The organism is Xanthomonas hortorum (assembly GCF_040279205.1).
GTDB classification, from domain to species: Bacteria; Pseudomonadota; Gammaproteobacteria; order Xanthomonadales; family Xanthomonadaceae; genus Xanthomonas; species Xanthomonas hortorum_F.
In genome coordinates this window covers 1-12,390 of sequence record NZ_JBEOLS010000092.1, presented here as the reverse complement: position 1 = coordinate 12,390, position 12,390 = coordinate 1, and the positions used below count along the sequence as shown (strand labels likewise).

The window sequence follows — 12,390 nt, the reverse complement described above, 5'->3', positions numbered from 1 at the left end:
ACCTGCTTCAGCGTGGCGACGATCTGGCTCTCGGTGAACTTGCTCTTGCGCATCGTTGGTCTCCTCGGTGGCTAGTGTGCCCGGAGACCTCTAGTTATGGATGGATCAATTTTACGGGAGGCTGACATCACCATCGCCCGACCAAAGACGATCCTCGCTACTTTTACGCCCATCTGCTTTCAACAACCAGGCGCATGCAAGCCTCTGGCTTGACCCAGAAGACGCGGGTGCTCGATGGTCGTATCAACGGCCTGGCTGAGATCCAGTGGATTCGCGTGATGATCGCTGAGCGTATCAATGCACATCTTGCCCAGGCCGGCATTGGCTATGCGGTTGAGCATCGAAGCTTGAAGGACCGCTTGGAAGCGATGCGAGGCAACGGGATCTTTATCCAAGGGCAGGAACGCTTTGAGCAGCTTCTGTCCCGCTACCGCCAAGAGGGGCGACTGTTGAGCGTGCCGGATGGCCACACGGCGGAACAGGCCCAGCGAGAGCGCCCTGGGCCAGGCATGGACACTTCTGCTGATGAGACTTCGCTGGCGAAGATGCCTATCATGCCGGCATCCGTTGGCAGACTCAGTTCAAGTAGGGACGACGAAGCTCTGTCAGCAATCCAAGCAGATCGAAGCGGCCATCCAGATAGTCGTTGAGCGCGTTGGACATGTGCTGATCAATGCCAAAGCCAGCCGCGTTTTGTTGGGCGATCCAGCCTTCGACATGGGTCTGGCGGAGTTGATGCTCTTGATGGTCGAGGAGCGTAGCGAGGGAGTGGACGGCAGAAGTCATAATGACGAATCCAGTGTTGTGGTTCTTTGATTCGTAGCAGAGAAGTCTTCGCCGTCAAGCCCAGTCGCCTAGCGCAATTGTCGCTCGGTTAGAGCTTCAATTTTTCGTTGACCGCCTGACTGACCAACTCATACCACTTGTTCATCTCGGTCTCGTTGCCGAACTTGATCGTCCACACGGGATGATCGACGTCGCGAACATTGAGCGTTAGCGTGCCTTCGCGATTGTAATTGTGCCAGTGCTTTTCCCAGGACCGTACATCGCTCAGTGCATATGCCTTGATGCGACTTCCTGCCTTGAACTTGATCATGGCGCGTGCTGTCGACACGGCAATGCGCGTGTTCTTGTAGCCGTGGAATCGTTGGAAGTCATGGTCAAATGTTGCGTTGTCACTGCGCGTTTTCACCGTCTTAGCAAGCACCAAGAAGATCGCGGCGCAGCCAGCGAAGAAGACCAGGGTAAGAAAAGTGCCGACGGTCATGCGAATTCCTGAGGAATGGATGGTGTCACCGTTGATCGCCAACGGTGGTTATTGGACGCGACCAGTGATTTTCCAAGTGCCGCCCATCTTGGTGAACGAGTAAACCCCGTCCATCTGATTGCCAAAGTCGCGATCCATGGCTCTGACCTTGGCCGTTACGTCACAGGTGTAGCTGGGCGCACCTTCCGCTTTTGTGCACTGGTTACTCTCGAAGTCTTCGATGCGCGCCTTTTCGTTGCTGTTGTCTTGGACGAACAGCAAGAATGCATGCTCTCGCTCAGACTGCGAGGGGCCACCGGAAGAGCAGCTGGCCAAACAGGCCGACATTAGGCCAGCCAGCGCCAAGCAGAGCTTTGACATGTGCATCTCCAAAAGAAGAAGAGAAAAGCGCGTAGGGGTCCACCAACCTGGCAGCTTTGGAGAGCTCCGGATTGCCGGCATGCTCAATGACTGCATGCCTCCACACACCGTCCCGGAATGACCGAGCTTGTGCTTGGCAATCCCAGTTGATTGGCGGACGGAACCATGTTACTGATAAAGTAACAGACAAGGCAAGTCGGAGACCTCATGCTCAAACACGTCATTGCATGCTTGTGGTCACATTTTGGATCTGGACGACGCTCGTCTCATCTTCGCCAACCGCCTACGTCACGCGCGCCAGAAGGCCGAGCTGACCCAGGAAGCCTTGGGTGTTGCCGCTGAACTGGCTCCTGAAGTGGCCAGGACGCGCATCAATCGCTACGAGAAGGGCGTGAACGAGTGCGATCTACGCACCGCCAAGCGCTTGGCCGACGCTCTCGGCATGCCACTGGCTGCCTTCTTCGCCGAGACCGATGAGGTGGCAGACGCCATCCAAGCGCTCGCCAAGCTCTCCGTCGAGGAGCAGCGAAAGGTCGTGGCCGAATTGCAGCTCAAAGCCCAGGGCAGCAATCAGCCTAGCGCATAGGGCGGAGGGCCTTACTGCGGCCCTGGCATGCGTGCAGATCAGACAATTCCTACACGGATGCCAATGCCCATCCGATCTGAGCGGGCGGTGTGATCCTGTAATCTTGCGAGCGGACGGTCGTTTTCAAACAAGCCAGGGATCACAGATGGAAGGCAGCGCGTCATGACCGGCAAGACCAAGCTCAGCGTCGCTATCGTGCTCTTGCTTCTTGCCCTCATTGCAGGGGTCTACCTCTCCGGTCAGTTGATTTTGATGCTGTTGAAGGTGGCTGGACCGCTCAGCGTCGGCACCTATTGGTCTTACGTCAAAGCGCTCGACCTTCCCCAGTTCGCTCCCTATGCCACCAAGATCAAGCTCGCTGGCGCACTCGGCTTCGGCGTGCCGCTCCTGGCCTGGTTCGCACTGCTGATTCCGCTGTTCAAGCCAAAGGCCGCCGCCTTGCATGGCGACGCCCGCTTTGCCTCCGGCAGTGATCTGGCCAAGAAGGACATGCTCAAGCCGTCGCAAACCGGCATCGTGGTCGGCAAGCACGGCGGCAAGTTGGTGCGCTTGCCCGGTCAGCAGTTTGTGATCCTGGCCGCGCCCACGCGTTCCGGTAAGGGCGTGGGCATCGTCATTCCCAATTTGCTCGACTACCAAGGCTCAGTGGTGGTTCTGGACATCAAGCAGGAGAACTTTGATCTGACCTCGGGTTGGCGCAAGAGCCAGGGCCAGGAGGTCTTTCTGTTCAACCCTTTTGCCGAAGACGGGCGCACCCACCGTTGGAATCCACTGAGCTACATCTCACCCGATCCCGCTTTTCGCGTGTCGGATCTGATGAGTGTTGCGGCCATGCTCTACCCAGATGGGTCGGATGCCCAGAAGTTCTGGGTGAGCCAGGCCCGCAACGCCTTCATGGCGTTTACGCTCTATCTGTTCGATAGCCTTGATGATCAGATCAAGCGCAAGCACCCGAAAGATACCTGGATGTTCCCAACCCTTGGGATGCTTTATCGCGTGTCGTCTGGGGACGGGAGCGACTTGAAGGGCTATCTCAAAAAGCTCTCGCAGCGCGACTTCTTGGGTCGCGATGCCAAGATGGCCTTCGACAATTTGCTCTCGCAAGCCGAAGAGACCTTCGCCTCGATCATGGGCACGTTCAAAGAGCCGCTCAACCAGTTCATCAATCCGATCCTGGATGCGGCCACCAGCGGCAACGATTTCTTGCTGACCGATGTGCGCAAGAAGAAGATGAGCATCTACATTGGCATCCAGCCGAACAAGCTTGCCGAATGCCGCTTGTTGATCAACTTGCTGTTTAGTCAGCTCATCAACCTCAACACGAAAGAGCTGCCGCAGAACAACCCGGCGCTCAAGCACCAGTGCTTGCTGCTGATGGATGAGTTCACGTCCATCGGCCGGGTCGACATCATTGCAAGCGCAGTGAGCTACATGGCCGGCTACAACATCCGCTTGCTGCCGATCATCCAGAGCATGGCGCAGCTGGACGCGACCTATGGCAAGGATGTCTCGCGCACCATCATCACCAACCATGCGTTGCAAATCGTCTATGCCCCGCGCGAGCAGCAAGACGCCAACGACTACTCGGACATGCTCGGCTACACCACGGTCCGCAAGAAGAACAAGTCGCACACCAGTGGCAAGCAAAGCAGTGTGTCTTACTCGGAGACCGAGCAGCGCCGCGCCTTGATGCTGCCGCAAGAGTTGAAGGCGATGGGCTTTGACAAGGAAGTCTTCCTCTATGAAGGCATCCCAAGCCCGGTGCTCTGCGAGAAGATCAAGTATTACGAAGATGCCTACTTCACCAAGCGCTTGTTGCCGAAGGTGAGCGTCGAAGCCCTGAAAATTTAGTAGAACTCATCATGATTCAGATGGAAGACAGTCCGGTGCTTGCCAAGCAGAAGCCTGAAAATGGACAGTTCTATGTATTGCGGCCCGACATCCGGGGAGGTGGCCCAGGGCACAACGTTGAGATTGAAAACATCGAGGCGTTGCTGACGGCTCCTTCGCGCATCCTTCGCCCTGCAGAAGGCGGAATTCCGCCCTTGCGAGGAACACCTCGCTTGGTCCATGGTGCAGGCAAGAACAAGCCGCCTCGTGACCTTGAGGGGGGCTTTAGCGGCTATTGGCTCGTCTCCGAGCGATTGAAGGAAGTCTTGGAGTCTGTTGATCCAGGTGCTTTTGAGTTCGCGATTTGCGACTACGTTTTGCCAGATGGCTCACCAGGGCCGACGCACTATTTATGTGACCTCGTTCGACAGTTGGCTGCGCTAGACAAGCCGCGTTCCAAATACAAAGTCACGTTGGCACATGACCATGAGACTGGGAAGGATGTGGAAATGCTGAGCGTAACGGGTGGGGCCGAGCTTGCTTTTCTGCCAGAGGTTGTTGGGTCAGCGCACATCTTTCGAATGAGTGAAAGGCCGTCGATTGTTGTATGCGATGCGTTCTTGAAGAGCGAAACCCGAAAAGCAGGTATCGGTGTCAAGCCGAGTTCTGACGGGCTTTTGTTCACCGACGCAGCGACCTATTGATCGCTCAGTTCATTTTTATCATGCAATAGCCGGAGCGTATATGAATATTAAAGTTGGGCCTAAGAAAGGTGAGTTTTATACTTTGATGCCGGACATCCGCAGCAACTGGAAGACCTCGGGCGTGATATTGGAGAACGAGAAAGAGCTTCTTACGCCGCCTCGTCGCATCTTGCGTCCGGTCGAGGGGGGAATCCCGCCGCTTCGTGAAACGCCACGGCTTGGCTACGATCCCAAAAAAGGAAAGATGCCCCGCGATCTTGAAGGCATCTATAGCGGCTACTGGCTTGTCTCGGAGCGCTTAAAAAACGTCTTTGAGGCGGTCGATCCGCAGGGTTTTGAGTTTGCCGAATGTGAATTTCGACTGCCCGATGGGTCAGTTGGCCCAACACACTATCTCTGTGATGTTGTGCGTGTGCTCGATGCAGTGGACGAAGAAGCGTCAGAGTTGAAGGTTGAGATCAGCGATGATTTCGTCAATGGCAAGTTCTATGACCTTTCCGGTGGCGCCAAGCTAGCCTTTGATAAAGGCGTTATTGGGTCGGCGCATATTTTCCGGGTTCCCTACTCAGGAATACTTGTTGTGTGCGATAGCGTGCTTCGGGAGGCTGTCAGGAATGCCGGGATTGGAGCCAAGAGTCATTCGGACGGGCTGTGGTTTGCCGATGCTGCTGACCAGTAAGACTGCTCAAACCATGTAGAGGTGGCTCCATGGCAAGACCGCGCCCGTTGTTTCAGGATCATCATGTTATCGAGCAGCAAACACTCGATAAGAGTCCGTTGCTAAGAAATCTTGCTGACGACGGCCTCTTTGAGATGGATGCGCAGCGCAATCGCATCTTCATGCCAGCAAATAAAAATCTTGCATCGGCGCTCCACTTGCCACCACACAGTGGAGGGCCAATTCGCACGTATCAGTCTGGCACACTAACTTGGCTCGATCGATTTGAACGCAGCGCTGACGGTCAGAAGATGCTAGCGGGTGATCCCGATGCTGCGCAGAGGCTTGCCGCGAAGGTAGAACGCTTGCAAGACACCATGCGAACGGGGCTGATCAATAGTGATCTTTACACCAATGCGCCATTGGGCCTGAAAGCTGACGACATTCGGCCAAGGGTGCAGTCCTTTTTCGGCAACGTCCCCAGCTACGAACAAGTGCACCAAGCACAAATTGGCCGCTTTGGGCAAATGATGCCGTCAGAGCTGGCCTGGTCATCGATCACGCAGTCCGAAACCCATGTGTCCACAACGCTGCAGTCGATGGTTCAATCGAGCGAAAACCTCTCCAAGGGCGGTAATCCAGCTCTCGAACGAACTGTGCTTTCGCAAGCCATTGCCGAAGCACACGCGAATGGCCGTTTAAATTTCTCTGAGCAGGGGATTTTGCAGCTCGAGCAGGCTTTAGGAGCGGATGCGGCGAGACCGCTACGCATTCCCGTAGGCCAGCGCGGCTTCGCCACCCCCGAGCTTCTTGCAGGTAGCTTGTCTGCAGGCCAAGCACTTCGTGTAACGGGCTTGCTGGCATCGGCGACCGATGCGATTGGGACCAGTCAGCGGGTGAGCACGTTGCTCGCGCAAGACAACCTGCTGGGTGCAAAGCACGAGTTGCGCAACTACGCCGCTAACAACGCAAGCGCCTGGGCCGGTGCTTGGGCAGGAGCGGAGATTGGCGCATTTGGTGGGCCAGTTGGCGTCGCCGTTGGTGCGGCAGTGGGCGGCGTTGCTGGTTACGTCGTGTCTGACAAGATAATGGCGACCCTGGATGAGCGTGAGATCACGCATCAAGTGGACTCCCTGGGCAGGCAGTGGAGCTTCAGCGGGCGGCAATGGGTGCAGCCAATGGCTGCTGATCTTCGCGCCGATGGAATTGACCATCCGCAGCAGACAACGTTTTCGGCAGACTTCGATACCCGCCGTGAGTTGGACTACCGAGCCGCCAATACGTCTGTCGAACTGGCGATGAGCCGGATGCCGCCACCGCGTAGCCCTTACAACTTGGAAGCCAGTAGCACTGATCTTCCGAGCTTGTTGCCGGCGAACTGGACGCGTGACGCCGATACTGGTCAGTGGCAGCGCACTCGCGTTACCGACATTGATCCAAATGGCGGCAACACCACTCAGGCCGAAGTAGCGCCGGCTGCGCGTGCTGCGCAACTGGACGCGCAAGCGGCCGAGGTTGTGGAAAGCAATATCGTGCAGGGGCCAGCGGCGCTTGCCGCTCGGTATCAGGTTGCGCACCGCCTGGATGGCTGGGACACGATCGCTGGCATTCAATCGCCGTCAGCCGTCACTACCGCGCTCAATCCGGACAACTTGCAGGCATCCAACAGCAAGCAATATCAATTTGCTGATGGTGTGTGGCGCCATAACGGCGAGGTGGCAACCGGCCCGATCGCTGCGGAACTGTCGGCGACCCGCGTTGCCATGCAGCCACATCTGGAACAACACGAACAAACGATAGCAGCGCTCCCCGCGTGGCAGCGCCCGACCCAGGATCAGCTAGACCTATCGAGCCTGGCGACAACCTATGCAGGTTATGGCCTCAATCCGAATGCCGAGTCCCTTGCTGCCATCCAGTTAGCCATCAACACCACGCGTGCAAATTCGGGCCTGGATGCGTCGAACTCTTCTTTGACGCTCGATCCCGATGCACAGGGCGCGCGTCAGCTCGACAGCCCCATTGCCCATCTGCAACGCGGCAGTGATGGTGTGATCCGCGTAGCGGCGGTCACCAGCAGTGAAGACATCCAACACGCACGGGAGCAGGTGCAAGCTTACGCCCAGGCGTCTCCCGTGCCTGAGCTTGGCGAACGACAGATCGAACATCGTTCGCCTCAGGAGCGCGATGCCTACGAGCAAGCGTTGCGGGAGGCCAATCGGCAGGGCGTTTCCACGCAAGAAGCACAACAAGTCGCAAGCTTCGCAGCAACGACCGTCACCGCTCCGCGTGTGGATGAAACCCAAGCGCCTCAGGCAGCCATTGATGCGCAGCGGGATCGAGACGTTGCACGCACACCCGACGCGCCTGCCTTTGCGGAGACGGCAACGCCTGCTCCGGTCGTGATGCCTGCATCCGTCAGCGCGCCGCTGCCCGAAGACGTGCGCCCGGTCGCCAAGCCTGCCGAACCGAAGCCCGAGTCTGTCCCACAGCGCGAACCCCAAGAAACCCGAACACCTGAGGTTGCCGCACCCCCGACAGCCGGTGCAGTCCAGCCTAAGGCAGAGGCAGTAGAGCCACCCTCGCCAAGCGCATCTGCGCCGAGCGTCGGATCGCCTTCATCAGCTCTCAAGTCTCGTGAGGAAGCTCCAACCCAGGCAACTGTTCCGACGCCGCCGTCATTTCAGGAAGTGGAAGGGCTGCGCCTGGGCGACCGAGGGCAAGAGGTCGAGTTCTTGCAGTATCGATTGCAACAAGTAGATGCCCGTGGTCCAAACGGTCAGGCCGTGCCGCAGGACGGGCACTATGGTCCAGAGACCGAACATGCGGTAAGGCAGTTCCAACAAGACCAAGGATTGCCGGCAACGGGCGTTGCCGGCCCAGACCTGGATGAAGCGCTGTCCCAGGCACAACACGCGCGCCGAGATGCCTTGAAACCCACAGCGCCGGCATCGGCAAATGGGCCGGTGGAGCAGGGTAGCGAGCAGCAAGCGCAAGGAGTTGCACCACAGAACGGTGCGCCATCGGCTGTTCCAGTGCAGGCAGAACAGCAAGAGGCGATGCAGGCCTCGTCGCCGGCAATTCCAACGCAAAGCGAAGTGCCGGCGCAGATCGTATTGCCGGAGCCCCAACCCGCTGCCTATGTGTCGTCGCTGGGTTTTGGTGGGGAAACTGCCCGCTCAGACACACACGAACGCATTGAGGATCGGGTCGAGCAAATCAGGCCATCCCAAGACATAGCTCAACAAGCGTTTCCCTCTGATCATCGGGATTATGCGTTGTTCTCTGCCATCCAGGCGCAGCTCCCGAAAGGCACCTCCGATGAGAAGACCGCTGAGGTATTGCATGCCGTCAAAGAGTCAGGGATCGAACGTGCGGCTGAACTCCGCAAAGTGATCATCCAAGATGATGTCGCCTTTGTCTTTGGCAAAACGCCCGGCTTTCACTCGGAAACCTCGCTCAACACGCCATCGGTGGGCATCAATGAGACCTTGCAGAAGACAGAGGCAATGGATCAGCAACGGGCGCAAGAGATGGTGCAATTCCAGCGCGAGCGCGAAGAAATCGACAAGAACCCAACAGGCCCCGTGATGACGCTTGCTGCCCACTCTCAGCAGCAGGCGATGTCTGGCGGCGATGGGGGCGGTGGCTGACGCATTGAGCGTAGGATTCATGCTTCGACCTAGCAATGTGTGGCTGCGCTTTGCGTAACGCACCTTCGCTTGACGCAAGCCTTGGTTGCTGAAAAAGCAATAGCATGGGGCTTGCGAACTTAGGTTTGGCGCCAATGCCAACGCCAGATCAACAAAACGCAAATGTAATTTTAATGTCTGCGCGGGTAGCCTCAGCCCACACAAGTTGTGCAGTAGATCCCGAAGTGTAGGTGCTATGGATAGCAAGTCAGGTCAGACGGATGACGCAGAACAACCGCTCTTTCGCAAGCGAAAGGGGCCGGAGACAACTTCCACACTCGGCGACCTAAAAGATGCGTTTCCCTCGTCCATCCGGATCTGGATTGGCTGTGGCTGTGCGCTTTTCCTCTTGCTGGCTACGTTTGTTCTGACCGCGTCCTACTCCAAGCGGGAGCACGTGTCGGGCCAGATCATCTCGACCCATGGGCGAGTGGATATCCGTAGTGGAACGCCTGGCCTCATCCTGTCGACGACATTAAAGCCCAATGCCTTGGTCAAGAAGGGCCAAGTGCTTGCGGAGCTGTCAGCCGACATCACTGACGAAGCGGGTCGCTCTTTGTCCGATGAGACGATCAAGCGTGCGCTCACTCGATCAGAAGAGCTGACCAAGGAGCAATTGCAGACGCATGACTTTTCCGGCCAGCGCGAGCGGGAACTGACGCGTCAAGTCGAAGAAACGAGCGGCGCGATGCAGGAAGTCGCTCGCAAAATCTCGATCTTGGAAAAGAAATACGCCAAGAACAAAGAACTCTTGAAGACCATTGAGCCGCTGCTTGCTGAGAAGTATGTTTCCAAATACACCTACCTCACCTACGAAAATGCTCTCTTGGATGCAGAAGCGGAGATCCAGGATGCCCGCGCGCAGCAGTCCACACTTCGTAATCAGCGTGCCGCATTGCTGGGTGAAATCACCGAGATAAAGACAACCGCCAGCAGACAAGCGAGTGAGATCGAGCGTGAGAAATCCACGATCGAAGATCAAGTGGCCAGAGCCAAGTCCGACCGGCTGCAAACCATCACTTCACCCTTGAGCGGCACCGTTGCAGCAATCTATGCATCCCAAGGTCAGCGCATTGGCACCGACTCGATCATCGCGTCCATCACCCCAAGCGAGTCGGTGTTCGAAGCTGAAATTCTTATTCCTTCCAGGGCCATCGGACATGTGAATGTCGGCACCGAGGTGCTGCTCAACATCGCCGCATTCCCGAAAGCAAAATATGGCGCCATCCAGGGGCGCATCGCATCGCTGTCGACGCAAACGAGTCCCCTCGGTGAGTTGGAGCGCCGCTATGGTCGCCAGTCGCCCACTGAGCCGGTTTACACCGCCAAAGTCGCCTTGCCTTCCCAGACCATTGGAGTTGCCCAAGAAGCGAAGTCCTTCCTGCCGGGGATGGAAGTGGACGCGGAACTGATCTTGGAGGGCCGCAAGATCTGGGAGTGGATGTTTGACCCCTTCCAAACCATGGGATCACGCTTGACGGGTGAAAAGCGATGAAGGACGTCTTGACGCCATCAGCCAATGGCGATGCCGAGACGGATCGCTCTGCTGAACCAAGCCTGGTGTTCTCCTCGAAGCGCCGTGTGCCGCATATCCGTCAGACGGAGTCGAGTGAGTGCGGCCTGGCCTGCATTGCGATGCTGCTCTCCTACTACGGCCATGAAACGAGCCTTGGAGAGCTTCGCAACCGCTTTACGGTGTCAACCAGTGGGGCAACGCTCGCCTCGCTGATTGAAATCGCTGATGCCAACGGGCTCACAACGCGTCCGCTTCGCTTGGAGCTTTACGAACTGCCCAAGCTGTCGTTGCCTTGCATGGTCCACCTGCACCACGGGCACTTTGTCGTGCTGACGGCTGTGAGGGGAGGGCACGTGCACATCAGCGATCCCGCAACCGGCGTCAAAAAAATCAAGCTCGATGAGTTCGATGAGCTCTTTAGCGGGATTGCGTTGGAAGCGCACCCAGGCCCGGCCTTCAAGAAGATCAAGAGCGTGCCATCGGTGTCGCTTCGCGATCTGGCAGGCTCGCTTCGGTCCCTGGTGCCCGCGTTCTGGGGTGTGGGCATCTTGGCGCTCTTCTTAGAAGGCTGTGCGCTGATTGCGCCGCAATATCTGAGACTGACTATGGATCAGGTGCTCAGCGTCAAGGACGATGGTCTGGTCACCACATTGGCTATCGGCTTTTCGATCGTGCTCCTGGTCCAGCTCGTCTTGACCGTTGCCAGGAAGTGGACCTTGCTGTGGATCTCTTCGACCACTGGCTTACGGTGGAGCAGCAACTTGTTCCGTCACCTCGTGTCGCTACCCCAGTCGTATTTCGTAAAGCGGCACACCGGGGATATTTCAAGCCGCTTCCAGTCGATCTACTCCATCCAGCAGTCACTCACGACGAAGATGATGGAAGCGGTCATCGATGGGGTGATGTCTTTCCTCATGTTGTTGCTCTTGATGAGCTACGACGCGCCGCTTGCCTTCGCCTTGTTGGCTTTCACCATTGCCTATGTGGGTTCGCGCTACGCCTACTACGCCAAGCTCAAAGAAGCAAACCTTGATCAGATCAACATTGATGCACGCCGGCAAAGCTTGCTCTACGAAACGGTCCGAAGCATCCAGCCCATCAAGCTGTTCAACAAGTCAGCGCTCTGGGCGTCGCGCTTCACGAACTACAGCGCGAAAGCGACCAATGCGACCATCGGGGCCGAGCGTATCCGCATTGGGTTCGATTCTGTCCAGCTTCTCATCCAAGGCCTGTGCCGCATTTTCGTGATCTGGGAGGGCACCCGGTTGGTGCTCAGTGGCGATATGACGATCGGGGTGCTGACGGTCTTTTTGATCTACGCGACCCAGTTCAGCCAACGCAGCATCAATCTGGCCGACTACTTGATGCAGCTCCGGCTGCTTCGCTTACACACCGAGCGCATTTCAGACATCACGCACAGCGAGCCTGAGTCGTTTCTGCATGGCAACGGCGCGCTGGAGGATGCTGCGCCTGCCATTGCAATTGCCAACGGCTATTTCCGCTACTCGTCTACGGACAAGTGGATCATGAGCGCTTTGCAGCTCAGGGCCCCGGCAGGCCAGGTGATTGCAATTGTCGGTAACTCAGGCGTGGGTAAGACCACACTCATCCGCATTCTGGCGGGGCTTGAAGATCTTCAAGTCGGGGACTTCTTAGGGCCTGTTAACACATCCGAAGCCCATCAACGACTAGGACGAAGCTGAGGAATCCAAGGAACATGACATCCAGCTTGTCGAAGCGCGAGAAAATCCGGCGGTAGCCTTTCAAGCGACGGAACAGT

10 protein-coding genes and 2 pseudogenes are annotated in these 12,390 nt (G+C 57.2%); 7 read left to right on the top strand and 5 right to left on the bottom strand.

The annotated features are described in order from the left end of the window. Positions 1-179: 179 nt before the first annotated feature. The 4 genes from ABS769_RS21525 to ABS769_RS21510 all read right to left on the bottom strand — a co-directional run bounded on the left by ABS769_RS21525 (position 180) and on the right by ABS769_RS21510 (position 1,633). Positions 180-437: a hypothetical protein gene (locus tag ABS769_RS21525; protein WP_317063121.1), complete on the bottom strand. Its 258-nt coding sequence runs from the start codon at positions 435-437 to the stop codon at positions 180-182. A 139-nt stretch (positions 438-576) separates the two neighbouring features. After that, positions 577-786 carry a hypothetical protein gene (locus tag ABS769_RS21520; RefSeq protein WP_317063120.1) on the bottom strand — a complete coding sequence of 70 codons (210 nt, stop codon included), beginning with the start codon at positions 784-786 and terminating at the stop codon, positions 577-579. Positions 787-874: 88 nt separating this feature from the next. Beyond that, the gene (locus ABS769_RS21515; protein ID WP_180313295.1) at positions 875-1,267 is read right to left on the bottom strand and encodes a hypothetical protein; all 393 of its coding nucleotides are present in this window, start codon (positions 1,265-1,267) and stop codon (positions 875-877) included. Between the two features lie 48 nt (positions 1,268-1,315). Beyond that, on the bottom strand, positions 1,316-1,633 hold the full coding sequence (locus ABS769_RS21510; RefSeq protein WP_233367088.1) for a hypothetical protein: 318 nt from the start codon (positions 1,631-1,633) through the stop codon (positions 1,316-1,318). A 238-nt stretch (positions 1,634-1,871) separates the two neighbouring features. On the opposite strand from ABS769_RS21510, the gene ABS769_RS21505 reads away from it, so the two are divergent. The 7 genes and pseudogenes from ABS769_RS21505 to ABS769_RS21475 all read left to right on the top strand — a co-directional run. Then, a complete protein-coding gene (locus ABS769_RS21505; protein ID WP_317063119.1) occupies positions 1,872-2,213 on the top strand; it encodes a helix-turn-helix domain-containing protein in 342 nt (113 codons plus the stop codon). A 162-nt stretch (positions 2,214-2,375) separates the two neighbouring features. Then, a complete protein-coding gene (locus ABS769_RS21500; protein WP_317063118.1) occupies positions 2,376-4,064 on the top strand; it encodes a type IV secretory system conjugative DNA transfer family protein in 1,689 nt (562 codons plus the stop codon). Positions 4,065-4,075: 11 nt separating this feature from the next. Next, the gene (locus ABS769_RS21495; RefSeq protein ID WP_317063117.1) at positions 4,076-4,747 is read left to right on the top strand and encodes a DUF1629 domain-containing protein; all 672 of its coding nucleotides are present in this window, start codon (positions 4,076-4,078) and stop codon (positions 4,745-4,747) included. Positions 4,748-4,787: 40 nt separating this feature from the next. Next, on the top strand, positions 4,788-5,426 hold the full coding sequence (locus ABS769_RS21490; protein ID WP_317063116.1) for a DUF1629 domain-containing protein: 639 nt from the start codon (positions 4,788-4,790) through the stop codon (positions 5,424-5,426). Positions 5,427-5,455: 29 nt separating this feature from the next. Next, positions 5,456-9,055, top strand: coding sequence for a peptidoglycan-binding domain-containing protein (locus ABS769_RS21485; protein WP_350498281.1), 3,600 nt, complete (start codon positions 5,456-5,458; stop codon positions 9,053-9,055). Between the two features lie 235 nt (positions 9,056-9,290). Continuing rightward, positions 9,291-10,589, top strand: a complete 1,299-nt coding sequence (locus tag ABS769_RS21480) for an HlyD family secretion protein (protein WP_317063114.1) — start codon at positions 9,291-9,293, stop codon at positions 10,587-10,589. Then, positions 10,586-12,310, top strand: a pseudogene (locus tag ABS769_RS21475) (peptidase domain-containing ABC transporter); the annotation flags it as partial. The gene ABS769_RS21480 and the pseudogene ABS769_RS21475, both read left to right, overlap by 4 nt. On the opposite strand, the pseudogene ABS769_RS21470 reads toward ABS769_RS21475, so the two are convergent. Then, positions 12,273-12,390, bottom strand: a pseudogene (locus ABS769_RS21470) (IS5-like element ISCARN85 family transposase); the annotation flags it as partial. The pseudogenes ABS769_RS21475 and ABS769_RS21470 overlap by 38 nt on opposite strands.

Excerpts from the sequence above, each read along its gene's own strand:
- ABS769_RS21520 (WP_317063120.1), bottom strand. The coding sequence starts at position 786 with ATGACTTCTGCCGTCCACTCCCTCGCTACGCTCCTCGACCATCAAGAG.
- ABS769_RS21515 (WP_180313295.1), bottom strand. The coding sequence starts at position 1,267 with ATGACCGTCGGCACTTTTCTTACCCTGGTCTTCTTCGCTGGCTGCGCC.
- ABS769_RS21510 (WP_233367088.1), bottom strand. The coding sequence starts at position 1,633 with ATGCACATGTCAAAGCTCTGCTTGGCGCTGGCTGGCCTAATGTCGGCC.
- ABS769_RS21500 (WP_317063118.1), top strand. The coding sequence starts at position 2,376 with ATGACCGGCAAGACCAAGCTCAGCGTCGCTATCGTGCTCTTGCTTCTT.
- ABS769_RS21495 (WP_317063117.1), top strand. The coding sequence starts at position 4,076 with ATGATTCAGATGGAAGACAGTCCGGTGCTTGCCAAGCAGAAGCCTGAA.
- ABS769_RS21490 (WP_317063116.1), top strand. The coding sequence starts at position 4,788 with ATGAATATTAAAGTTGGGCCTAAGAAAGGTGAGTTTTATACTTTGATG.
- ABS769_RS21485 (WP_350498281.1), top strand. The coding sequence starts at position 5,456 with ATGGCAAGACCGCGCCCGTTGTTTCAGGATCATCATGTTATCGAGCAG.
- ABS769_RS21480 (WP_317063114.1), top strand. The coding sequence starts at position 9,291 with ATGGATAGCAAGTCAGGTCAGACGGATGACGCAGAACAACCGCTCTTT.